A 22675-nucleotide genomic window follows, 5' to 3' on the forward strand; every position below is an offset into this window, starting at 1 on the left:
GACGGTGCCGGGCATTGCCCGGCACCGGCGCGCACGCATAGGGCTACCGTCCTCTGTGGACCGCCTTGGACGTCGCACACCCCATCAGTGTGCGCCCATCGGCGGTGCGCACCACGAAGCGCTCGCGCGGCCGCTCCTGCAGAGGTGATGCCGGCAAGGTCCAGATGATTTCCCCGGCCGCCTTAGCACCTGGAATCGCCGCCTGAAGTGCATCGTCGACGGGCACCATGCCCAGGTCCGCTGCAACATGGCCTGACGCGTAGCTGGGCTCGATCATCACCGAAGACACGGTCAGGCCATGCACGGTGATCGGCGCATCGAGCGTCATCCGCTCACAACGGGAGCCGCCTTCGCGAGCCATGCATGCAGGTGCGTCCAGCGCGCGTACCTGCGCCGGCCACCCAAGCGGGCTGTGCGCGCTGACACGCGTCCAGAATTCGCCAAAGCGCTGCCAGGCCGCCGCGTCCGCGCGGCACTCCAGAACCGCTACCAGGTCCTCGCGCAGGCGGTCGGCCGCCTGCTGGTCGTCCAGTTTCTGATATCGCTCCCGGTAATCACACGACAGGCGGTTGCCTGCGCCCTCGCTTCGTATCACCCGCCAGGCCTGTGCCGCCGCAGCAACATCCGACGCTGGTCGCCACCAGGCCCGGAACGGCTCGTGCAGCGTGCTGGTCCGCATCTGCAGGCCGTCCTCGGCCACGATGCGCTCACGCTGCACCGCATCGAGGAACATGCCCAGACCGAGGTCGTCAGCCAGCAGCTCGCGGGTGGTGATGCCGTTGGCGGTGATGGGCGCAGGCAGTTCGATGCGCGTGACCGCGCTCTCGATCTCGGGGTGATCGGCTGCGATGAAGCGCCAGCCACGCAGGTGCGCCGGTCGTTCCGTTGCAGAGCCATAGCGGACGACCCGCAGCTGGCTGCCCAGTGCCTGCCGCACCGCAGGTGTCGCGCGGCATTCCAGCACTGCGATCAGGTTCTGCTGGAACTGCTGGGCATCGGTTCCTGCGGGCGTTGCATCGGCAACGCCGCTGGAGGCAATCAACATCAACGTGAAAGCTTGGAACGTGCGAGGGAACATGCTGGCACTCCGGGCCCAGAACAGCCGGCTATTGTGCCCGTGGACGGCCTACAGGATGAAGCGTCGAGCATGGCGCGACGCTTCAGGTCCGCCGCAATCGCGGGTGATTCGTCTCTACTTGGTGGTGTAACCGCCATTGACCAGGATGGTCTGGCCAGTCATCCACCAGCCGTCGGTGACCAGGAAGCGGATCCACGGCACGATGTCGGCGATGTCGGTCAGGCCGGTGCGGGTGAAAGGCGACAGTGCCGCCGCGGTCTTGTGGTACGCCTGCGCATCGGCACTCTCGGCCGGATAGAAGAACGGCGTGTCCATCGGACCGGGGCCGATCGCGGTCACCGAGATGCCACGCTCACCGAACTCCTTGGACGCCGCGCGGGTGAAATGCTCGACCGGTGCCTTGGTGCCGGCATAGCTGGAATAGAACGGCGTGAACGCACCCAGCAACGAGGTGACCAGAGTGCAGATGCGGCCGCCGTCGTTGACGTGGCGGCCGGCCTCCCTCAGGAAGAAGAAGGCAGCCTTGGCATTGACCGCGCTCATCTCGTCGTACTCGGCTTCGCTGATCTCCAGCATCGGCTTCTTCAGCACTTTGCCGACGGTATTGATGGCGATGTCCGGCCGGCCGGCTGCAGCCACGGCATCGGCGAACAAGCGCTCCATCGCTGCGGCCGAAGTCAGGTCGCCCTGCAGCGCCACCGCCTTGCTGCCAGCGGCCTGCACGGCGGCGACCGTTGCTTCCGCATCAGCCTGGGTGGCGGCACTGTTGTAGTGGATGACGATGGCTTTGGCGCCCTGGCTGGCGAAGTCGCGGGCGATCAGTCCGCCCAGGTTCTTGGCGCCACCGGCGATCAGCACGGTCTTGCCCTTGAGGGAATGGTCGGTCATGGCGTTTGTCTCAGGAGGGGGCTGCCCGGGGTGGCAACCCTGCCCTGACGACGATATCGTGCAGAAAATGCGGATAAAGCCCGCCACATTGACTTAACTTTCCAGAGTAGGCGAACAATGGACCGGATCGATCGCTTCCGCATCTTCACCCGGGTGGTGGAATGCGCCAGCTTCACCCGCGCCGCCGACCAGCTCGGCCTGCCCCGCTCCACCGTTTCCGCGGCGGTGGCCGAGCTGGAGCAGCGGCTCGGTACCCGCCTGCTGCAGCGCTCGACCCGGCGGGTCTCCACCACCCACGACGGCGACGTGTTCCATGCCCGCTGCCTGCGCCTGATCGCCGAAGTTGAAGACGCCGAATCGCTGTTCCGGCAAGACGATGCGCAGCCGGTGGGCCTGCTGAAGATCGATGTGCCCAGCCGGATCGGCCGCCGCATCCTCGCCCCGGCCCTGCCCGACTTCTTCGCGCGCCATCCGCAGGTTGAAGTGGACCTGGGCATGACCGACCGCGCGGTGAACCTGATCGAAGACGGCTGTGATGCGGTGCTGCGGGTCGGCCAGCTGGGTGACTCCAGCCTGGTGGCCCGCATGCTGGGACAGCTCGACTTCGTCAACGTCGCCGCGCCGGCCTACCTGCGCGAACACGGCGTACCGCAGCATCCTGCCGACCTGCAGCAGCACCGCGCGGTGAACTACGCATCGCCGACCACGGCGCGGGTGGAACCGTGGGAATGGCAGGACGGTGGCCAGCTGCGCACGCTGCCAATGCCTGGCTGGGTACGGGTAAACAGCGCCGAGGCCTCGATCGCGTGCTGCTTGGCGGGGCTCGGCCTGCTGCAGATTCCGCGCTACGACGTGCAGGCCGAACTGCAATCCGGTGCGCTGGTGGAAGTGATGCCACAGCACGTGGCGCAACCGCTGCCGGTGACCCTGTTGCAACCGCATCGGCAGCACCGCGCGCAACGCGTGCAGGTGTTCATCGAATGGCTGCTGCCGGTGCTGCGGAGCGGCCTGCAGCTGCAGTAAATCCACGCCATGCGTGGATGCGTGCAACAGTGCCAACCAAGGTTGGCACCTACCAGGGTGAAGACCCGCTGCGGTAAATCCGCGCCATGCGTGGATGCGTGCAACAGTGCCAACCAAGGTTGGCACCTACCAGGGCCAAGACCCGCTGCGGTAGATCCACGCCATGCGTGGATGCACGCATCAGTGCCAACCAAGGTTGGCACCTACCAGGGCCAAGACCCGCTGCGGTAGATCCACGCCATGCGTGGATGCACGCATCAGTGCCAACCAAGGTTGGCACCTACCAGGGCCAAGACCCGCTGCGGTAGATCCACGCCATGCGTGGATGCGTGCATCAGTGCCAACCAAGGTTGGCACCTACCAGGGCAAAGACCCGCTGCGGTAAATCCATGCCATGCGTGGATGCGTGCATCAGTGCCAACCAAGGTTGGCACCTACCAGGGCCAAGACCCGCTGCGGTAAATCCACGCCATGCGTGGATGCGTGCATCAGTGTCAACCAAGGTTGGCACCTACCAGGGCAGTGGCCGCAGAACCCGGGGCGTTACGCCCCGGATTCGTCCGGCTTGACCCGGAACCACGCCGCGTACAGCGCCGGCAGGAACACCAGGGTCAGCACGGTGCCCACGATCAGGCCACCCATGATCGAGATCGCCATCGAGCCATAGAACGCGCTGCGCGACAGCGGAATCATCGCCAGCACGGCCGCCAGCGCGGTCAGCACAATCGGGCGGAAACGGCGCACGGTCGCATCGATGATCGAATGCCAGCGGTCATGCCCGGCATCGATGTCCTGCTGGATCTGGTCAATCAGGATCACCGAGTTGCGCATGATCATGCCCGCCAGCGCGATCGTGCCCAGCAGCGCCACGAAGCCGAATGGCGCGCGGAACAGCAGCAGGAACAACGTGGCACCAATGATGCCCAGCGGCGCGGTCACCAGCACCATCGCCGCGCGCGAGAAGCTGCGCAGCTGCAGCATCAGCAGCGTGGCCACCACGATCAGGAACAGCGGCATGCCGGCCTTGATCGAGTTCTGGCCACGTGCCGAATCCTCCACGGTACCGCCGGTTTCCAGCAGGTAGCCATTCGGCAGCTCGGCACGGATGCCATCCAGCGTCGGCAGGATCTGATGCACCACGTCGAGTGGCTGCATGCCATCACTGATGTCGGCGCGCACGGTCACCGTCGGCAGACGGTTACGGTGCCAGATGATGCCATCCTCGAAGCCGTACTCCATCGTCGCCACCTGCGACAGCGTGATGCTGCCGCCGTTGGCGGTCGGCATCGACAGGCTGGACAGCAGCTCCAGCTGGTTGCGTTCATCGGCCGGCCCGCGCAGCAGCATCTCGATCTGGCGGTTGCCTTCGCGATACACGCTCACTGACTGCCCGGCCAGCGAGCTGGACAGGAACTGGCTGACCTGGGCACTGCTCACACCCAGCGCGCGCGCACGCTCCTGGTCGATCACCAACCGCACCACCTTGCTCGGCTCGCTCCAGTCCAGGTTGACGTTCATCACGTGCGGGTTTTCACGCACCTTGGCCTCGACCTGCCGTGCGATCGCCTGCACCTTCTCGATGTGCTCGCCGGAAATACGCATCTGCACCGGATAGCCGACTGGTGGGCCGTTCTCCAGGCGGGTGACGCGCATCTGTACGTCCGGGAACTTCGGGATCACCTCATGCAGCAGCCAGTCGCGGGTGCTTTCGCGCGACTTGATGTCCTTGGCCAGCACCACGAACTGGGCGAAGTTGGTGGCCGGCAGCTGCTGGTCCAGCGGCAGGTAGAAGCGCGGCGAACCGGTGCCCACGTAGGACACGTAGTTGGCGATGCCATCGCGGTTGGACAGCAGCTTCTCCAGCTTCTCGGCCTGGGCCTGGGTCGAGCGCAGCGACGCGCCCTCGGCCAGCTCGATGTCCACCATCAGTTCCGGCCGGGTCGAATCCGGGAAGAACTGCTGCGGCACGAAGCGGAACATCATCAGCGAGAACACGAACAGGGCGATGGTCGCGGCGATCACCCACCAGCGGTGGCGCAGGCAGCCATCGAGGAAGCGACGGAAGCTGCGATAGAACGGGCGCTGGTACGGATCATGGTCGTGCCCGTGCTGCGGCGGCGCGATCAGGTTGGCCAGCGCCGGATAGCGGTCGGCCCACTGCTGGCGCTTGGCCAGCCAGCGCGCGGACAGGCTGCCCGGCTTCGGCGGCTGCGGATTGAACAGGTCCGGCAGCATCTTGTCGCCCAGGTACGGGATGAACAGCACCGCCGCGATCCACGACACCACCAGCGCAATGGTCACCACCTGGAACAGCGAGCGGGTGTACTCACCCGTGCTCGATGCCGCCGTGGCGATCGGCAGGAAGCCGGCCGCCGTGATCAGCGTACCGGTCAGCATCGGGAACGCGGTCGACTCCCAGGCGAAACTGGCCGCACGCAGGCGGTCGTAGCCCTGCTCCATCTTGGTGGCCATCATCTCCACCGCGATGATCGCATCGTCCACCAGCAGGCCCAGCGCCAGCACCAGCGCGCCCAGCGAGATCTTGTGCAGGCCGATGTCGAAGTAGTGCATGACGAAGAAGGTCATCGCCAGCACCAGCGGGATGGTCACACCTACCACCAGGCCGGTGCGCAGGCCCAGCGAGAAGAAGCTGACCAGCAACACGATCACTACGGCTTCGGTCAGCACCTGCACGAACTCGCCGACCGACTCTTCCACCGACTGCGGCTGGTCGGACACCTTGCGCAGCTGCATGCCCGCCGGCAGGGTCTTCTGCAGGCGCCCGAACTCGGCATCGAGATTGGCGCCGAGCTTGAGGATGTCACCGCCATCCTTCATCGCCACTGCCAGGCCGATGGCCTCTTCACCCATGAAGCGCATCTTCGGCGACGCCGGATCGGCGAAGCCACGCTTGACCTCGGCGATGTCGCCCAGGTGCACGGTGCGGTCACCGGCGCGGATCGGGAACTGGCGGATCGCTTCGATGTCGTTGAACTGGCCGGTCACGCGCAGCTGCACGCGGTCGGTGGCGGTCTCGAAGAAGCTGGTGCCGGTGACCGCATTCTGGTCGGCCAGCGCCTGCTGTACCTGCTGCATCGACACACCCAGCGTGGCCAGGCGGGTGTTGGACAGCTCGATCCACACCTTCTCGTCCTGCAGGCCGACCAGGTCGATCTTGCCGACATCGGGCACGCGCTGCAGTTCCAGCTGGATGCGGTCGGCGTAGTCGCGCATCACCGCGTAGTCGAAGCCCTTGCCGGTCAACGCATAGATGTTGCCGTAGGTGTCGCCGAACTCATCGTTGAAGAACGGACCGACGATTTCACGCGGCAGTGTCGGGCGGATGTCCCCCACACGCTTGCGCACCTGGTACCAGAGGTCGGGGATCTGCTTGGACCGCAGGCTGTCGCGCGCCATGAAGATGATCTGCGACTCGCCCGGCCGAGAATACGAGCGGATGAACTCGTACTCGCCGGTATTCATCAGCGCCTTCTCGAGCGGCTCGGTCACCTGCCGCGAGACCTGTTCGGCGGTAGCGCCCGGCCACAGCGTGCGCACCACCATCGCCTTGAAGGTGAACGGCGGATCCTCGGACTGGCCCAGATGCTTGTACGACCACGCGCCGATCAGCGCGAACGCCAGCATCGCGAACAGCACCAGGGGTCGGTTGGCCAGCGCCCACTCGGAGAGATTGAAGCGGCGCACCGGCTTACTCCTTGGCCTTGGCGGCAGCGGCCGGCGCGGCCGGCTTCAGCACCGGACGGTTCTGCCGGTCCACGGCGATCACCGGCTGACCGGCACGCAGCAGATGGCCACCAGCAGCAACCACCCAGTCACCTGCGCTCACGCCGGACAGCACCGGCACGGTCTCACTGCCAAACGCACCGGTGGTGACCGCTGCAGCCTTCAGCGTGCTGTTGGCCGGGTCGACCAGCCACACGCTGGCGGTACCGTTGGCACCGCGCTGCAGCGCGCCCAGCGGCAGCTGCAGGGTGCCGTGGCGGCCGGCGCTGCTGTAGACGCGTGCGCTCTGGCCCAGTTCGACATCGGCCAGCGCATCGGCGGCCAGGCTGACCCGGGTCGCGTAGGTACGTGCCTGCGGATCGGCGGCGGCGGCGATCTCGCGGATCGTGCCCGGCAGGCGCTGGCCAGGACGGTTCCACAGCTCCACCTCGACCGGCTGGCCCACCGCATAGTCGCGGATGGTGGCCTCGGGCAGGTCGATCAGCACTTCGCGCCCGCCATCGGCGGCCAGGTTGAAGATAGTCTGGCCGGCCGACACCACCTGCCCGGCCTCGGCCTCGCGGCTGGCGATCACGCCGTCGGCCGGTGCGCGCAGCTGGGCGTAATCGGCCTGGTTGCGCAGCACATCGAGGTTGGCGCGGGCCGCGTTGGCCTGCCCCTGCGCGGCCTTGAAAGCGGCGGATTGCTGGTCCAGCTGCGAACGGCTGACCAGTTGCTGGTCGGCCAGCACCTGGTAGCGCTTGAGGTCATCGCGGGCACGCACCAGATCGGCTTCGGCCGCCGCCAGCTGCGCCTGCGAGGCGCGCGCCTGCAGCGCGAAGTCGGCCACGTCCAGCTCGGCCAGCACGTCGCCCTTCTTCACCCGTTGCCCGGCATCGACGTGGCGCTTGACCAGGTTGCCGCCGACGCGGAACGACAGCGGACTTTCCTGCCGTGCACGCACCGTGCCCGGGAACGCCGCCGGCGCCTGCCCGGCCTGCTCGCCGGGGTGAACCACCAGCACCGGCACGGCCGCCTGCGGCGCCTGTTCCTGTCCCGAACAGGCTGCCAGCGCAGCCATCCACACCATACCGCCCATCCAGCGCACGATCTTCATCGGTCAACGTCCTGAAAACGCAGGGTTGCAACTAAGGGGGGAGCCGCGACTGCCGGCCCAATTTAATAAACCGGCCGGTATAGTATAAATATCGAACCGCTTGGTCTAGTATTGTCGTGATGAGTTCTCACACTTCCCGCAAGCCGTCGGCCAAGCCCGCTGCCAAGGCCGCCGGACCCGGGCGTCCCAAGGACCTCGGCAAGCGCGCGGCGATCCTTGAAGCAGCCAAGGCACTGTTCATCGAACAGGGCTATACCGGCGTGAGCATGGACACCATCGCCGCTCAGGCCGGCGTCTCGAAGCTGACTGTGTACAGCCACTTCGGCGACAAGGAGACCCTGTTCTCCGAGGCCGTGCAGTCAAAATGCATTGAAATGCTGCCTGATGCGCTGTTCGTGGCCGACGCGGACGGCCCCCTGCGCGACCAGCTGATCGGCATCGGCCTGGCCTTCTTCGAGCTGATCACCTCCGACGCAGCGATCTCGATCCAGCGCATGATGATGGCGCCGGAGACCGACGAACGCCTGCGCGAGCTGTTCTGGCAGGCCGGCCCGGAACGTACCTGCGAGGCCCTGGCCGATTTCCTGCGCGCGCGCGGCGAACGCGGCGAACTGGACATCCCCGACTATTACCTGGCTGGCCAGCAGTTCCTGACCCTGGTCAAGGGCGAAGTGCACATGCATATGATGTGCGGCATGCCACTGTCACCGGTGGAGTGCGACCCTCTTGCCCATGTGACCGCCAGCATCGACTTCTTCCTGCGCGCCTACGCGCCAAGAGGGGCCGGGACGGCCGGATAACCAAAACTGAACGAACCGGAGGTCGCGATGACTTCCGGCACTGCGACCCCGGCCACCCGGCAGCTGATGCTCTGGGCGCGCCGCCGGCCTCCGGCACCGGTAAAATGGCCGGCCCACTGCGCTGGATTTGAACCTCATGACGATTGATTACGCCCACGCCCGCGAACTGATGGTGGAACAGCAGATCCGTCCCTGGGACGTGCTGGACATCAAGGTGCTCGACGTCCTGGCCCGCCTGCCGCGCGAGGCCTTTGTCGCCGATGCACACCGGGCACTGGCCTATGCCGATGTTGAACTCCCGATCGGCCATGGCCAGAAGATGATGAAGCCGGTCATCGAGGGCCGTACCCTGCAGGCACTGGACCTGCAGCCGGGTGACGAAGTGCTGGAAATCGGCACCGGCAGCGGCTTCCTGGCAGCCTGCATCGGCGCGCTGGCGCGCGACGTGCTGAGCCTGGAGATCGACCCGGAACTGGCCGCCGCCGCGCGTGCCCGCCTGGACGCTTCCGGCCTGGGCACCAACGTCCGCGTGGAAGTGGCCGACGCCCTGTCCTGGCAGACCGAACGCCGCTTTGACGTGATCTGTGTCACTGGTGCGGTCGACGTGGTGCCGTCACAGTTCGCCTCGTGGCTGCGTCCGGGTGGTCGCCTGTTCGTGATCCATGGCCGTTCGCCGGCGATGGAGGCCCTGCTGGTCAAGGCCGACGGCAGCAGCGAGTCCCTGTTCGAGACCGATATTGATTACCTGCGTGGTGCCGCCCCGGCCCCCCAGTTCCACCTCTGAGTCCAAGGAAGCCGCAATGATCCGCCGATCCCTCGCTGTTGCGCTGGCCACTGCCCTGCTGCCGTTGTCCGCCCATGCCGCCGACCTGCTGCAGGTCTACGAAATGGCGCGCAATGGCGATCCGCAGCTGTCCGCCGCCGAATCCACCCGGCTGTACGACAAGGAAGGCGCCGTGCAGGCCCGCGCTGCCCTGCTGCCGCAGATCAACGGCCAGGCCACGCTGAACCGCTCGCGCAGCGAGGCGGACCATGACGCCAACTCCGGCACCGTGACCAGCAAGCGCCGCAACTACACGATCGAAGGGAGCCAGACGCTGTTCAACTGGACCCAGATCAACAACCTGCGTTCGCAGCGCGAGCTGAGCAAGGCGGCGGACTTCACCCTCGATTCGGCCAACGACAGCCTGATCGTGCGCACCTCGGCGGCCTACTTCAACGTGCTGGTGGCGATCGAATCGCTGAACGCCGCACAGACCAATGAAGCGGCCGCGAAGAAGCAGTTCGACTTCGCCGACAAGCGCCTGGAAGTGGGCCTGGCGCCGATCACCGACGTGCACGAAGCACGCGCCCAGTACGACCAGGCACGTGCCAACACCATCGTTGCGCAGAACACCCTGGCCGATAACTACCAGGCCCTGACCGAACTGACCGGCCAGCCGGTGGTCAACCTGCGCGGCCTGCCGGCGGACTTCCGCCCGGAAGTGCCGGCCAACCGTGGCAACATCGATGAGCTGGTGCACCAGGCCACCAACCAGAATCCGGCGCTGAAGGCCCAGGAACTGAAGGTCAGCGCCGCCGAGGCTGGCGTGCAGGCCGCTCGTGGCGGCCATTACCCGACCCTGTCGCTGGGCGGCAGCTGGGGCAAGACCGCCACCTGGGGCGACAGCACCGGTGCCGGCTCGTTGTCGCCGGATGCACGCACCAACAGCATCGGGCTGACCCTGAGCGTGCCGATCTTCGCCGGTGGTGCCACCCAGTCCGGCGTGCGCCAGGCACTGGCCCAGCGCGACATCGCCCAGGACGGCTACGAGCAGCAGAAGCGTGCCCTGGACCGCAACACCCGCAATGCCTACCAGACCCTGGTGCAGGGCATCAGCGAAGTGGAAGCCCGCCGCCTGGCGGTGGTCTCGGCGCAGAGCGCGTACGACGCGTCGCAGGTCGGCCTGGAAGTCGGTACCCGTACCGTGCTGGACGTGATCCAGAACCAGCGCATCCTGTTCTCGGCGCAGCTGGATTATGCACAGGCCCGCTACACCTTCCTGCAGAACCGCTTGCTGCTGAGCCAGTCGCTGGGTGCGCTGGACGTGGCCGAGCTGCAGGACGTGAACCGCCTGCTGACCCAGGACGCGGGCAACCCGTCGACGACCACGCACTGAGTCGTCGCCCTGCCGGCAACGAAGAAGCCACCCGGGAGGGTGGCTTTTTTGTGGGCAGCGCGTACGGCCCCACCCAGACATGGCGCAGATCCGCCGGCCGTCAGCCCGGCCACGCGCCTGCCCGCTCCACTGCGGCCAGCACGCACAGCGCCGCGGCCAGCGGCGCAAGCACCATCGCAGCACCCGGCATCGGCGCGCGCACACGCAGTACTGCCAGGCACAAAGCCGCCATCACCAGCAGGGTTGCCGGACCTGGCAGCACCGGCAATGCATCGACGGGCGTTCCCAACGCCAGCAGCGCCGCCAGCACCACGGTGACCGGTATCAGCCGTGTCCGGAACCCGGGCGCTTCATCCACGGCCACAGGCCAGAGCTGCGCTGCCAGCTGTGTGGCCAACGACAACAGCACCAGCAGCAGTGCTGCCAGCCCAGCCATGCCCGCCAGCGGCAGCAACGGCAGCAGCCACTGCAACTGCGGATGGCCCTGCAATGCCACCGACAACGGCCGCGTACTGGCCAATGCCGGGAACTCGACCAGGCCGGCCTGCAACGCCGCCAGCACGATCAGCAGCAGCATTGCCAGCAGCAGCGCGGCCGCCAGCAGCCCTGGTGACCGCGCACGCACCTGCGGGCCACGCCCAGGAAACCCCAATGCCAGACCCACACTGGCAAACACCGCCAGCAAGGGCACGCTTGCCGCCAGCACCCCGCCGGGTCCGAACCGATAGGGCGCGGTGGCGTCCGGCAGCCACGGGATCCAGTTCGCGTAGTGCACGTGGCGGACCGCCAGCGCCAGCAGCAACAGCCCAACACCGATCTTCACCGTCAACAGCACGCAGACCATCAGCGCGATGCGACGCGGAGGCAGCAACACGAACGCACCCAGCACCAGCAGGCTGGTGACGGCCATCACCGGATCCGGCAATGCGCTGCCGGTTTCAATACCGCGACTGGCAAACACCGCACGCGCGTGGCCCGCCATGGACTGCGCCACGCCGGCGCTGGTCACCACCAGCTCCAGCAGCAGCACAGCACCCAGCAGGCGCGCGACTGCCGGGCCCCAGGCGGCCCGCAGCGGGCCGTGCAGGCCATCGGCTTCCGGCTGCTGCTGGTTCAGCACGTGCAGGCAATACAGCATCGGCGCTGTGCCCAGTGCGGCCAGCAGCAGACTCAGTACGATGGCCGGGCCGGCCTGGGCGGCGGTGTACTGGCCGACCAGGGCGATCACGCTGCCCCCCAGCAACAGGGTCAACGCCACCAACGCGAAGTGATCCATTCCCAGCAGCGCGTGCCGGCCACGGCGGTTGTCGCAGTCCATCGCAAGCCCTCTTGATTCCGCCCAAGCGCGGTCGACAGCAGGCTGGCAGCCTGCGCCAAAGGGCGGTATCAGAATCCGTACCGTGCGCATCGCGATGTGACCACAAACACGTTCGCAGCCACGCATCCGGTCCTGCTGCGACAGGAATCCGGCTGCTAAGCAGAATTGATGCAGTCGATCACGTCAGTCGGTCCACGTAGTGTCCGCCCCGGCGGTGTTGCTGCCCGGCTCAGCTGCGCGGCGGCGGCAGATGTGGCGCGACCAGCGCCAACGTGCGCTGCAGGGCACCACGGCCATTGCTGACCAGCGTGCATCCAGCACGGGCCATGTCCTCGCGCGCCGCTGCGTCGCCCAGCAGGTGCTGCAGCAGGTCACCTACCGCCTGCACGTCCTCGCCGATCAGCAAGGCACCGGCCTCACGCATGCGCCGTGAGATCTCGGCGAAGTTGTGCAGGTGCGGACCGGTCACAGCGGCAGTGCCCATCGCCGCCGGTTCCAGCAGATTGTGGCCACCAATCGGCTGCAGGCTGCCGCCGACGAAAGCGACCTGCGCGCAGGCATAGAACGGCATCAGCTCGCCCAGGGTGTCGATGACGAATACATCCGTGCCGGCCTCCGGCCATTGCTTCGCGCGACGGGTCGTCACGTTCCAGCCCTGCTCGCGCGCCAGCGCCTCCACCTTCGGGAAGCGCTCGGGGTGCCGCGGCGCCCACAGCAACAACAGGTCGGGGTGCTGCTGGCGCAGGCGCCGATGCAGGTCGATCACCGCCTGCTCCTCACCATCGTGGGTACTGGCCGCGATCCACACCGGGCGCCCGGCGGGCACGCAGGCGTGGAACTGCTCGACGAAGCCCTGCACATCCGGCGTGGCGATATCGAACTTGAGGTTGCCCAGCGCCTGCACCTGTTCACGCGCAGCGCCCAGCTGCACGAAGCGCTCGGCGTCGTCCTGCGACTGCGCGGCCACGCAGGTGACGGTGCGCAGCGCACGGCGGATCAGCGCCGCCAGCACCCGGTAACCGCGCAGCGAACGCGCGGACAGGCGGGCGTTGAGGATGTAGACCGGGATGCGACGGTCGCGGCAGCCGAACAGCATGTTCGGCCACAGCTCGGTTTCCAGGATCAGTGCCAGGCTGGGCTGGAAATGGCCGAGGAAGCGGTTGACGCTGCCCGGTACGTCGTACGGCAGATAGACATGGTCCAGCGCGTCTCCCCACAGCGCGCGCACGCGCTCCGAGCCGGTCGGGGTGATGGTGGTGATGACCCAGCGGATGTCCGGACGCTGCTGGCGCAGGGCATTCACCAGCGGCGCGGCGGCATTGACCTCGCCCACCGAGACCGCGTGCAGCCAGACCCGCGGCTGGCCGGTCGGCTGCGGATACGAGGCATAACGCTCGTCCCAGCGCCGGAAGTATTCACGGACCCGGAAACCGCGCCAGACCAGGTGGTACACGGTGATCGGCAGCAGGATGTAGAGCACGGCCGAGTACAGGCCGCGCAGGATCCATTCGACAGGGTCTTTACGCATGCGGCAAGGATACGGGAGCCCCCCGGGAAAGACACGCAGCCGGGTTGGTAGAATGGCGCCATGTCAGATGCCACCACCGCCGTCCGCCCGTCGCTGCGCGATCCCCGCAACTGGCCGATGTTCGCCGCCATGCTCGGCGCCTTCGCCATCGCCCGCCTGCCGTGGATGCTGCAGCGTGCGCTCGGCCGGGGCGTCGGCTGGATCAGCTGGCGCCTGCTCGGTAGCCGCCGTCGCGCCGCCGAGGTCAACCTGCAGCTGTGCTTCCCGGAGAAGGACGAAGCCTGGCGCCAGCGCCTGGTGCGCGACAGCTTCGACGCGCTGGGCGTGGGCGTGCTCGAGTGCATCCGCGCCTGGTGGGGCAGCATCGACCGCATCCGCCCGCAGGTGAAGATCGAAGGCCTCGAGCATCTGCGGCAGATGCAGGCCGAAGGCCGCGGCGTGCTGCTGGTCTCCGGCCACTTCATGACCCTGGAGATGTGCGGCCGCCTGCTGTGCGACTACGTCGATCTTTCAGGCATGTACCGCAAGCACAAGAACCCGGTGTACGAATGGGCGGTGAAGTTTGGCCGCCTGCGTTATGCCAAGGCGATGTTCGCCAACGAGGACATCCGCGCGACCGTGCGCCACCTGAAGAAGGGCGGCTTCCTCTGGTATGCGCCGGATCAGGACATGCGTGGCAAGGACACCGTGTTCGTGCCGTTCTTCGGCCATACCGCATCCACCATTACCGCCACCCACCAGCTGGCGCGGATGACCGGCTGCGCGGTGATTCCGTACTTCCACCGCCGCGAGGGCGGAAAGTACTTCCTGAAGATCGGCGCACCGCTGGAGAATTTCCCCAGCGAGGATGTGGAAGCCGATACCACGCGGGTCAACCAGGCCATCGAAGAGATGGTGCGCGAAGCCCCGGACCAGTACCTGTGGATCCATCGGCGGTTCAAGCGCCAGCCCGGCGGCCGGAGCGATTTCTACAAGTAGCGGTGGGAGGGATGGCTTCATCCACGCATGGCGTGGATCTACTGCCTTGTGCGGCTTCATCCGCGTATGGCGTGGATTCAATGACGTGGGGCATTCTGAAGTAGATCCACGCCATGCGTGGATGCTCTTCGATTCCGTGCCGGGATTCACAACGGCCAGCAGCACCAGGCGTACGGGTACTCCCCCATCACGCACGCCAAGCCCGCACGGATCGGATTGGCCAGGATGTACATCGCCTTCTCGTGAAGGGATTCATCGCTGCGTACGGCGTGATCGTGGTAACCGTGCTGCCACAGCGACCCTCGCCGCTCCAATCGCCGATTCAGCAGCCGGCTGCTGCGTGATTTGAGCAGGGCCATGCACTCGGCCAGGGTTCCCCCGCGCAATTCCATCAACCAGTGCAGATGGTCGGGCATCACCACCCAGGTGAAGCTGTGGCTCACGCCCTTGCGCTCTACGAAGCGCAGTGCTTCAACCAGAATCGCTACGTTGGAAGCATCGGCAAAGAAGGGTTCACGATTGAGGGTTACCGTAGTCAATGAATAGACGTTACCGGTGCAGGAGTAACGACCGTAGCGGAGTCTTGGGCTGGCCATGGCCTCAGCGTGCGATACACACGGAGGCACGGCTAGTGGAGGTTGGCGCGTGTTTGCGTCGGTAAAGCCCCATCCACGCATGGCGTGGATCTACTACGGCGACGTTCGTTCGGTGACCGCCCCATGCACGCCATGGCGTGGATCCACCATGGGGACGTTTGTTCGGTACGTGGAGTAGAGCCACGCCATGCGTGGATGGACGATCACACCACCGTCGGCGTGTCGTCCGTTTCGCGGGCCAACAGGCTGCCGGCGAACAACGCGGCCAGCATCCCCGTCAGCCCCCCCCAGAACGCGGAATAGAACGCCAGATGGGTATTGAGCGGGAATACGGTGACCGCCAGCGCCAGCATCGCCGGGCGCGCACGCTCACGGGCGGCGGCCGGTGCATATCGCCAGGCCCGCCAGGCCTGGGCCACCGCAGCCAACCACAGCAGAAGGCCGAGCACACCGGTTTCCGCCAGGATCTCCAGCACGATCTGATGGGCATGCAACGCCGGGGCATCGCCCCACACCGCCGGTTCGTCGCCAGACACGCAGGCCGGATAGGCATCGCGGAAACCGCGCGCGCCGACCCCGTTGATCGGGTGCTCTTCAATCATGCAGGCCGCGGCGTCCCAGATCCGCGCGCGCCCCGACAACGCCTCGTCGACACCGCGTTCGCTCCCCTCCCAGGCCATCGCCGTACGTGCGAAGCGCTCACGCAGCTGCGGCACGCTGGCGGTCAGCACACCCGCTCCGAGCACAGCGACCAGCGCCAGCAGCAGCAACCGCTTCCAGCCGAACTGGCGCACGCCGCTGTAGGCCAGCACCAGCGCGAAGGTGATCCACGACGCGCGCGAGCCGGCCAGCAGCAGCACGCAGCCCAGCGCCGCCGCAGCCAGGACCCACCCTGGATTGCCGAAGCGGCGCGCCAGCGGCAGCAGCAGGAACGGTGAAAGGCTGGCCAGGACCTGGCCGAACTTCAGGTTGCACGGCCCCAGCGCGCCACTGAGGCGATCGACCCATGCTGCCTCGCTGGCCGGGCACAACACGTGACCGCTTACTGCAAACTTCAGCTGCTCAAGTGACCAGAACCACGGACTGGTACCCACGACCGCCTGCACCAGTGCATCCAGCGTCCACGCAGCGGTAATCAATGCGAGGCCACCGAAGGTCAGCCGCCGGCGTTCCGGCGTGGCCACGGCGATCGCCACCAGCCACATGAAGGGCAGATAGCGCAGGCCGGCGGCCGCCTTGGTCCACGACGCCGCCGGATCGATCGCATCGAAGGCGGAGAACGCCTGCGGCAGCCAGTAACCGAGGAACAGGATCGAGGTCAGCGCCCACGCGGCGGGTGTCAGCAGGTGCGGGCGGCGCTGCAGGCGGCGCATGATCATGCGCACCGCGGCATACAGCGCACCAAGACCCAGCACGGTTTCAGCGATGCCCGGCAACGGCCACAGCGCCACGTAGGCCAGCACCCACCACGGCGCCCAGCGTCCGGCGCGGTCCTCGCGCACGAGGGTTGCGGGGTCAGCCGGCGAGGTCGGCATAGAGGCGGAGGGTGTCGCGCTGCATGGCCTGCAGGGTAAACGGGATGCGGGTCGGCAAGGACGGCGGCTGCGCCAGCAGGGCCAGCGCACGTTCACCCAGCGCCCGTGCATCGCCCAGCGGCACGGCGCCGGCCGGCTGCAGCTGCTGCAGCAGTTCGCCGACGCCGCCATGGTCCCAGCCCAGTACCGGGCGACCGACCGACAACGCTTCTACCACGGTGCGGCCGAACGCTTCGGGCTTGTCCGAAAGCTGCAGCACCAGATCGCTGGCCGCATAGGCCTGGGCGATGCGCGCGGTCGGCGTGCTGATCTGCACGACGTCGGTCACGCCCAAAGCAGCCGCCTGCCGGCGCAGGTCGGCCACGTAGGCTTCACGGCCGGGTTCATCGGTGCCCAGCATCCACAGCTGTGCCGGCACACCGGCCGCGCGCACATCCGCCAGCAACTGCAGCGCATGAGCATGCCCCTTCAGCCGGGTGCCCCGCCCCGGCAGCAGCAGCAGCGGGCCCTCAACCTGCGCCAGCCACGGGTAATCGGCTGCCAGCGCCAGTCGTGGCCGACGGTCGGCGCGGGCCACGCGGGGAAACTGTGCGACATCGACGCCGCGCGGAATCACCTGCAGCCTCGCTTCGGGAACCGTGGGGTAGTGCCGCTGCACATAGTCGCGCACGGTATTGGACACGCAGATCACGCGTTCACCGCTGGTCATCACCGCGCTGTAGCGGCTGGGCGAGTTCAACCCGTGCACGGTGGTCACCCAATGCGGGCGCTGTGCGGCAGTCATCGCGCGGATCGCGTACAGGCCCAGCCAGGCCGGCAGCCGCGAACGGGCATGCACGATGTCGGCGCCAACTTCAGCGAACAGGCGGCGCAGGGTCGGCAGGTGGCGCAGGGTCAGCAGCGACTTGCGGCCGATATCAAGGGTGAGGTGCTCGGCACCGCTATCGAGCAGCGGCTGCACCAGGCGGCCACCGGCGGAGACCACCAGCGCACGATGGCCGGCAGCGACCAGGGCCGCAGCGATTTCCAGGGTCGAGCGCTCGACACCGCCGGAGTGCAGCGCCGGCAGCAACTGCACCACGGTCAATCGGCGCATCGAAGGGGCGGCCGCTTAGTCGGCCAGCACGAACACGGATCCGCAGTACGGGCACTGCGCTTCGCCGTTGGGCTCGTCTTCGATCGGCAGGTACACGCGCGGATGCGAGTTCCACAGCGCCATTTCCGGGGTCGGGCAGCTCAGCGGCAGATCGCTGCGGTGCACGGTGTAGCGCTTCTCGGCGTTGGCGGGCGCAGTGGCGGTATGGCTCATGGCGGATGTCGATGAACGGGTTGCGAGGCCTGTGATTCTAGCATCTGGGCCGCCCCGACATTGCGCCGCAACGGGTCTTTGCGCGTACCGGGACGATTCCCTGCGGCCTTGCATGCCACCTCGGGACGGGGTGCCGGCGGAAATTCCCGATCGATCCTGCAGGTTCACGCCGAAAATCCGCCGACAACGATATTTCCCGCATTTGGATCGAACTAAATGGCACTTGTCAGGTTGCCACGGCTGTTGCAGGATCGGGCCAGGTCGTAAACCGGCCCACTCCAATCCGACCCGATCGCATGGCCCGCCCCCACCGGACCGGTATCGCTTCTTCCACTGCCATCCCGGCGGGCGGAGCGATGCTGTCCGTGGTGTCCGCCGATGCGGGTTCTGCCCGCCGCCTGCCCTTCCGGGAGACCCCTGCATGACCCTGTCCGATCCACGCCGCGCCCTGCTTCCGCTCGCCCTGGCCCTGGCCTGTGCGACTACCGCGATGCCGGTGCTGGCACAGGGACTGCAGACCTCGTTCGAACCGGGCCAGCCGGCTCCGGCACCGGCCGCAGGCGCACTGCAGGTCACGATCGGCAACGGCCCTGCTGCGCCTTACGCCGCCAAGCGCAATGCGGGCTACAGCGGCCTGCATGCACTGCGCTACAGCAGCGAAGGCGGCAGCGCGCGACGCGAGCTGTTCAAGGCGGATATGACCATCGAGGCCGATACCACCCTGTCGTGGCTGGTGCTGCCGGAGATCGTCGGCAAGGACACCGTGGCCTCGACCTATGTGTCACTGGACCTGCTGCTGGACGATGGCAGCCGCGTTTCGGCCAGCGCTGCACGCGACCAGCATGGCATGGCCATCGGTGCGCGCGCGCAGGGCGATTCGAAGACGCTGTATCCGCAGCAGTGGGTGCGCAAGGCGGTGCGGCTGGGCGACGTGCCCGCGCTGAAGGGCCGCCGCGTGGTGGCGATCGAACTGGAGGTGGCCAGTGCCGACGGTGCACCGGTCTCGGGCTGGATCGATGACGTGCGCCTGGACACAGTGCCACGTCAGCAGCCAGCGCGCGTCTCCGACTGGGTGCTGACCACCCGTGGCACCCATGCCAACGGCACCTTCTCGCGCGGCAACAATTTCCCGGCCACCGCGGTACCGCACGGATTCAACTTCTGGACCCCGGTGACCGATGCTGGCGCACTGAACTGGCTGTACCGCTGGAACGAACAGAACGACGCACAGAACCGTCCGCAGCTGCAGGCGCTTGCGCTGAGCCATCAGCCCAGCCCGTGGATGGGCGACCGCCAGACCTTCCAGGTGATGCCCTCGGCCAGCCGTGGCGTGCCGGAGGCCGACCGTCGCAAGCGCGCGCTGTCATTCGAGCGCAGCCATGAAAGCGCGCGCCCGTATCGCTACGACGTGCGCTTCGACAACGGCATCGCGGCCGCCATCGCGCCGACCGATCATGCCGCGCTGTTCCGCTTCGAGTTCCCCGAGGGCGGCGACGCCAACCTGCTGTTCGACAATGTCGATGCACGCGGTGGCCTGACCCTGGACGCTGCCACGCAGACACTGTCCGGCTACACCGATACGCGCAGCGGCCTGTCCAACGGCGCCAGCCGCATGTACGTGGTGGCCAGCTTCGACAGGCCGTGGCGCAGCAGTGGGCGCCTCAACACCGGCCGACCGACCGGTTACATCAAGTTCGATGCCGGCAGCGACCGGCGGGTGACCATGCGCATCGCCACCTCGCTGATCTCGATGGAGCAGGCACGGCACAACCTGGCCCTGGAAATCGCCGCAGCCGATACGCTGGAAAGCGTGGCCGGCCGTGCGCAGGATGCATGGGATGCGCGCCTGGCCCGTTTCGACATCGGCGATGCCAGCGACGACCAGAAGACCACGCTGTACTCCAGCCTGTACCGGCTGTTCCTGTACCCCAATTCCGGCCATGAGAACGTGGGCAGCGCCGCCGCACCGGAGTGGCGCTACGCCAACCAGGCCAGCGCCAGCGATGACAACACCGAGGGCAGCGCGACCCGCAGCTATGCCGCCGTGCGCGACGGCAAGGTGTTCGTCAACAACGGCTTCTGGGACACCTTCCGCACCACCTGGCCGGCCTATGCGCTGTTCACGCCCGACGATGCCGGGCAGCTGGTGCAGGGCTTCATCGAGCAGTACCGCGCCGGCGGCTGGATCGCACGCTGGTCGTCGCCGGGCTACGCCGATCTGATGGTCGGCACCAGCTCCGATGTGGCCTTCGCCGATGCATGGCTGAAGGGCGTCGGCGGTTTCGATCCGGCCGAGGCCTATGCCGCCGCGCTGAAGAACGCGACCGTGGTGCCGCCGGACCGCCATGTCGGCCGCAAGGGCATGAACCGTTCGACCTTCCGCGGCTATGCCAGTGCCGACGTGCACGAAGGCATGTCGTGGACGATGGAAGGCGCACTCAATGACTTTGGCATCGCCAACATGGCCGATGCCCTGGCCAAGCGCGCGACCGCGCCCGCCGCACGCGAGCGCTACAGCACCGAGGCCGACTACTTCCGCCATCGCGCCGCCAGTTACGCGACGATGTTCGATCCGGCGGCAGGCTTCTTCCAGGGCCGCAAGGCTGATGGTCGCTGGCGCGTGGACGCAAAGGCCTACGATCCGCGCGTGTGGGGCCACGACTACACCGAATCCAATGGCTGGACCTTCGCCTTCACCGCCGCCCATGACGGCGAAGGCCTGGCCGCGTTGTATGGCGGCCGCGAAAAGCTGGCGGCGAAGCTGGATACCTTCTTCGCAACGCCGGAAACCGCGGACCCGGCACTGGCCGGCTCGTACGGCGGCACCATCCACGAGATGACCGAAGCGCGCGACGTGCGCATGGGCATGTATGCGCACAGCAACCAGCCGGCGCACCACATCCCGTGGATGTACCTGTACGCCGGGCAGCCGTGGAAGACCCAGCAGCACGTGCGCGAGATCCTGTCGCGGTTGTACGTCGGCAGCGAGATCGGCCAGGGCTACCCGGGTGATGAGGACAACGGTGAAACCTCGGCATGGTACGTACTGGCCTCGCTGGGCCTGTACCCGCTGCGCATGGGCGCCCCGGAGTACGTGATCGGCTCGCCGGCATTCGAGCATGCACGGGTGGAGCTGCAGGGTGGCGCGGTGCTGACCGTGAACGCGGCCAACAACTCGCGTGAGAACGTCTACGTGCAGTCGCTGAAGATCAACGGTACGCCGTGGACGAAGACCTGGGTGCCGCACGACCTGATCGCCAAGGGCGCGACCCTCGACTTCGTGATGGGACCCCGCCCCTCGCGCTGGGGCAGCGGCGTGGACGATGTGCCGCGCTCGTTGACCGCGCGCGGCCAGCACCCGCAGCTGCTGCACGACCTGCTCGGCAGCGGCGCGAAGGCGACGCTGGCCGATGGCCGTGCCCTGCCCGCGCTGGTCGATGACGATGCCGGCACCACGGTGGGTCTGGGCGCCGGTGCAACCATCGCGCTGACCGGCCTGGCCGAGGGCACCCCGACGATGTACACGCTGACCAGCGGTGACGGCCGCATCCAGGGCGGTGAGTGGACGCTGGAGGCGCGCAACGGCGGCGGCAGCTGGGCCGTGCTCGACCAGCGCAGCGGCGAAGACTTCGCATCCGCCCGCCAGACCCGTCCGTTCCGCATCGCCAAGCCTGGCCGCTACAGCGAGTACCGCCTGCGCCTGGCGGCACCGGCACGGCTGCCGCTGGCGGAGATCGAACTGCTGGCGCCCGGCACCGTACAATGAACTGCATGCGCTTCCGTCTACTGCCTCTGGCCCTAGTTGCCCTGTCCTTCTCAAGCTTCGGCCAGACCCAGGCGTTCGATACGCAGCTGACCCGCGACGGCGTGACGCTGAACTACCAGGACGCCCGTGGCGCCCTGGCCGCACCGCAGCGCAAGCGGGTGATCGATACGTTCTTCTTCGCGTACCTGCGCGAACGTGCGGACTTCCATCCCGCTGCGCCGTCAATGGTGCGCATCGTGATCGATCCGGCCTACACCGGCATCGCCTTCGTCGGCGACAAGGACCAGGCAGCGACGATCACCATCAATCCGGGTTGGCTGGCGCAGCATCCGAACGACATCGACCTGGTCACCCATGAGGCGATGCACATCGTGCAGGGGTATCCCGGCTACGGCGATGCACGGGTACCGGGCTGGCTGGTGGAAGGCATCGCCGACTACGCGCGCGACCGCTACGGCATGGACAACGCCGCTGCTGGCTGGGCATTGCCGGTGAAGGTCGAGAAGGGGCAGAACGTCGACAGCGGCTACCGGGTGACCGGTGCGTTCCTGAAGTGGGCGGAGGCGGAACATCCCGGCCTGGTGCTGGCACTGGACAAGGCCCTGCGCGACGGCCGCTATGCACCGGCGCTGTGGCAGAAGCACACCGGCAAGGCACTGCCGGCGTTGTGGGCCCAGTACGCCAAGCCGCGTTCGGATGCACCGGCGCCGGCGCCGGCACGGCGCGGCAAGCGCTGACCGCAGGTAGCACCGTGGCTTGCCCGGCGAAACGCCTGTTTCGCCGCGCTGCGCGCTCGCCTGGCATGGCCCGGCACGACCTGCCCAACGGGATCTCATTACGATCTCGCGCGGAGTAAT

At 67.3% G+C, this 22675-nt stretch carries 17 protein-coding genes; 7 read left to right on the top strand and 10 right to left on the bottom strand.

Annotated features, from left to right (window positions below; all coding sequences use genetic code 11):
• Window positions 1-43: 43 nt before the first annotated feature.
• Both ACSYS9_RS20200 and ACSYS9_RS20205 read right to left on the bottom strand, forming a co-directional pair.
• On the bottom strand, window positions 44-1045 hold the full coding sequence (locus ACSYS9_RS20200) for a hypothetical protein (protein WP_143048188.1): 1002 nt from the start codon (window positions 1043-1045) through the stop codon (window positions 44-46).
• A gap of 147 nt (window positions 1046-1192) precedes the next feature.
• Window positions 1193-1966: an SDR family oxidoreductase gene (locus ACSYS9_RS20205; protein ID WP_071228149.1), complete on the bottom strand. Its 774-nt coding sequence runs from the start codon at window positions 1964-1966 to the stop codon at window positions 1193-1195.
• 117 nt (window positions 1967-2083) lie between these two features.
• Here ACSYS9_RS20205 and ACSYS9_RS20210 point away from each other — a divergent pair, with 117 nt between their 5' ends.
• On the top strand, window positions 2084-2989 hold the full coding sequence (locus tag ACSYS9_RS20210) for a LysR family transcriptional regulator (protein WP_071228148.1): 906 nt from the start codon (window positions 2084-2086) through the stop codon (window positions 2987-2989).
• Window positions 2990-3532: 543 nt separating this feature from the next.
• Here the strand turns inward: ACSYS9_RS20210 and ACSYS9_RS20215 are convergent.
• Together ACSYS9_RS20215 and ACSYS9_RS20220 are read right to left on the bottom strand one after the other, a co-directional pair.
• Window positions 3533-6694 (bottom strand): efflux RND transporter permease subunit, encoded by a 3162-nt coding sequence (locus ACSYS9_RS20215; RefSeq protein ID WP_071228147.1) that lies wholly within the window; start codon window positions 6692-6694, stop codon window positions 3533-3535.
• Window positions 6695-6698: 4 nt separating this feature from the next.
• Window positions 6699-7829 carry an efflux RND transporter periplasmic adaptor subunit gene (locus ACSYS9_RS20220; RefSeq protein ID WP_071228146.1) on the bottom strand — a complete coding sequence of 377 codons (1131 nt, stop codon included), beginning with the start codon at window positions 7827-7829 and terminating at the stop codon, window positions 6699-6701.
• A 119-nt stretch (window positions 7830-7948) separates the two neighbouring features.
• On the opposite strand from ACSYS9_RS20220, the gene ACSYS9_RS20225 reads away from it, so the two are divergent.
• The 3 genes from ACSYS9_RS20225 (at window position 7949) to ACSYS9_RS20235 (ending at window position 10788) form a co-directional block, all read left to right on the top strand.
• Window positions 7949-8629 carry a TetR/AcrR family transcriptional regulator gene (locus ACSYS9_RS20225; RefSeq protein ID WP_071228145.1) on the top strand — a complete coding sequence of 227 codons (681 nt, stop codon included), beginning with the start codon at window positions 7949-7951 and terminating at the stop codon, window positions 8627-8629.
• A gap of 136 nt (window positions 8630-8765) precedes the next feature.
• Window positions 8766-9413 (top strand): protein-L-isoaspartate O-methyltransferase family protein, encoded by a 648-nt coding sequence (locus tag ACSYS9_RS20230; protein ID WP_049421767.1) that lies wholly within the window; start codon window positions 8766-8768, stop codon window positions 9411-9413.
• A 16-nt stretch (window positions 9414-9429) separates the two neighbouring features.
• Window positions 9430-10788, top strand: coding sequence for a TolC family outer membrane protein (locus tag ACSYS9_RS20235; protein ID WP_032129097.1), 1359 nt, complete (start codon window positions 9430-9432; stop codon window positions 10786-10788).
• Window positions 10789-10888: 100 nt separating this feature from the next.
• Here ACSYS9_RS20235 and ACSYS9_RS20240 read toward each other — a convergent pair whose 3' ends face one another.
• Both ACSYS9_RS20240 and waaA read right to left on the bottom strand, forming a co-directional pair.
• Window positions 10889-12106, bottom strand: coding sequence for an amino acid transporter (locus ACSYS9_RS20240; protein WP_071228144.1), 1218 nt, complete (start codon window positions 12104-12106; stop codon window positions 10889-10891).
• A 229-nt stretch (window positions 12107-12335) separates the two neighbouring features.
• Window positions 12336-13634: a lipid IV(A) 3-deoxy-D-manno-octulosonic acid transferase gene (waaA, locus tag ACSYS9_RS20245; RefSeq protein ID WP_049398381.1), complete on the bottom strand. Its 1299-nt coding sequence runs from the start codon at window positions 13632-13634 to the stop codon at window positions 12336-12338.
• A 60-nt stretch (window positions 13635-13694) separates the two neighbouring features.
• On the opposite strand from waaA, the gene ACSYS9_RS20250 reads away from it, so the two are divergent.
• Window positions 13695-14612 (top strand): LpxL/LpxP family Kdo(2)-lipid IV(A) lauroyl/palmitoleoyl acyltransferase, encoded by a 918-nt coding sequence (locus ACSYS9_RS20250; RefSeq protein WP_049398382.1) that lies wholly within the window; start codon window positions 13695-13697, stop codon window positions 14610-14612.
• Window positions 14613-14758: 146 nt separating this feature from the next.
• Here ACSYS9_RS20250 and ACSYS9_RS20255 read toward each other — a convergent pair whose 3' ends face one another.
• From ACSYS9_RS20255 to ACSYS9_RS20270, 4 genes are all read right to left on the bottom strand, one after another.
• Complete coding sequence (locus ACSYS9_RS20255) at window positions 14759-15208, bottom strand: REP-associated tyrosine transposase (protein ID WP_071228143.1); 450 nt, start codon at window positions 15206-15208, stop codon at window positions 14759-14761.
• Window positions 15209-15411: 203 nt separating this feature from the next.
• Window positions 15412-16743 carry an O-antigen ligase family protein gene (locus tag ACSYS9_RS20260; RefSeq protein ID WP_071228142.1) on the bottom strand — a complete coding sequence of 444 codons (1332 nt, stop codon included), beginning with the start codon at window positions 16741-16743 and terminating at the stop codon, window positions 15412-15414.
• Window positions 16724-17839 (bottom strand): glycosyltransferase, encoded by a 1116-nt coding sequence (locus tag ACSYS9_RS20265; RefSeq protein WP_071228141.1) that lies wholly within the window; start codon window positions 17837-17839, stop codon window positions 16724-16726. Before ACSYS9_RS20265 ends, ACSYS9_RS20260 begins: the two co-directional genes overlap by 20 nt.
• A 15-nt stretch (window positions 17840-17854) precedes the next feature.
• The gene (locus ACSYS9_RS20270) at window positions 17855-18052 is read right to left on the bottom strand and encodes a zinc-finger domain-containing protein (RefSeq protein ID WP_005410967.1); all 198 of its coding nucleotides are present in this window, start codon (window positions 18050-18052) and stop codon (window positions 17855-17857) included.
• Window positions 18053-18473: 421 nt separating this feature from the next.
• On the opposite strand from ACSYS9_RS20270, the gene ACSYS9_RS20275 reads away from it, so the two are divergent.
• Both ACSYS9_RS20275 and ACSYS9_RS20280 read left to right on the top strand, forming a co-directional pair.
• Window positions 18474-21818, top strand: coding sequence for a GH92 family glycosyl hydrolase (locus ACSYS9_RS20275; RefSeq protein ID WP_071228140.1), 3345 nt, complete (start codon window positions 18474-18476; stop codon window positions 21816-21818).
• Window positions 21815-22555, top strand: a complete 741-nt coding sequence (locus tag ACSYS9_RS20280) for a basic secretory protein-like protein (protein WP_071228139.1) — start codon at window positions 21815-21817, stop codon at window positions 22553-22555. Before ACSYS9_RS20275 ends, ACSYS9_RS20280 begins: the two co-directional genes overlap by 4 nt.
• Window positions 22556-22675 lie beyond the last annotated feature (120 nt).

Source organism: Stenotrophomonas sp. STK17_22 (assembly GCF_051983905.1).
GTDB lineage: Bacteria > Pseudomonadota > Gammaproteobacteria > Xanthomonadales > Xanthomonadaceae > Stenotrophomonas > Stenotrophomonas maltophilia_A.

Excerpts from the sequence above, each read along its gene's own strand:
- ACSYS9_RS20200 (WP_143048188.1), bottom strand. The coding sequence starts at position 1,045 with ATGTTGATTGCCTCCAGCGGCGTTGCCGATGCAACGCCCGCAGGAACC.
- ACSYS9_RS20205 (WP_071228149.1), bottom strand. The coding sequence starts at position 1,966 with ATGACCGACCATTCCCTCAAGGGCAAGACCGTGCTGATCGCCGGTGGC.
- ACSYS9_RS20210 (WP_071228148.1), top strand. The coding sequence starts at position 2,084 with ATGGACCGGATCGATCGCTTCCGCATCTTCACCCGGGTGGTGGAATGC.
- ACSYS9_RS20220 (WP_071228146.1), bottom strand. The coding sequence starts at position 7,829 with ATGAAGATCGTGCGCTGGATGGGCGGTATGGTGTGGATGGCTGCGCTG.
- ACSYS9_RS20225 (WP_071228145.1), top strand. The coding sequence starts at position 7,949 with ATGAGTTCTCACACTTCCCGCAAGCCGTCGGCCAAGCCCGCTGCCAAG.
- ACSYS9_RS20230 (WP_049421767.1), top strand. The coding sequence starts at position 8,766 with ATGACGATTGATTACGCCCACGCCCGCGAACTGATGGTGGAACAGCAG.
- ACSYS9_RS20235 (WP_032129097.1), top strand. The coding sequence starts at position 9,430 with ATGATCCGCCGATCCCTCGCTGTTGCGCTGGCCACTGCCCTGCTGCCG.
- ACSYS9_RS20240 (WP_071228144.1), bottom strand. The coding sequence starts at position 12,106 with ATGGACTGCGACAACCGCCGTGGCCGGCACGCGCTGCTGGGAATGGAT.
- waaA (WP_049398381.1), bottom strand. The coding sequence starts at position 13,634 with ATGCGTAAAGACCCTGTCGAATGGATCCTGCGCGGCCTGTACTCGGCC.
- ACSYS9_RS20250 (WP_049398382.1), top strand. The coding sequence starts at position 13,695 with ATGTCAGATGCCACCACCGCCGTCCGCCCGTCGCTGCGCGATCCCCGC.
- ACSYS9_RS20255 (WP_071228143.1), bottom strand. The coding sequence starts at position 15,208 with ATGGCCAGCCCAAGACTCCGCTACGGTCGTTACTCCTGCACCGGTAAC.
- ACSYS9_RS20260 (WP_071228142.1), bottom strand. The coding sequence starts at position 16,743 with ATGCCGACCTCGCCGGCTGACCCCGCAACCCTCGTGCGCGAGGACCGC.
- ACSYS9_RS20265 (WP_071228141.1), bottom strand. The coding sequence starts at position 17,839 with ATGCGCCGATTGACCGTGGTGCAGTTGCTGCCGGCGCTGCACTCCGGC.
- ACSYS9_RS20270 (WP_005410967.1), bottom strand. The coding sequence starts at position 18,052 with ATGAGCCATACCGCCACTGCGCCCGCCAACGCCGAGAAGCGCTACACC.
- ACSYS9_RS20275 (WP_071228140.1), top strand. The coding sequence starts at position 18,474 with ATGACCCTGTCCGATCCACGCCGCGCCCTGCTTCCGCTCGCCCTGGCC.
- ACSYS9_RS20280 (WP_071228139.1), top strand. The coding sequence starts at position 21,815 with ATGAACTGCATGCGCTTCCGTCTACTGCCTCTGGCCCTAGTTGCCCTG.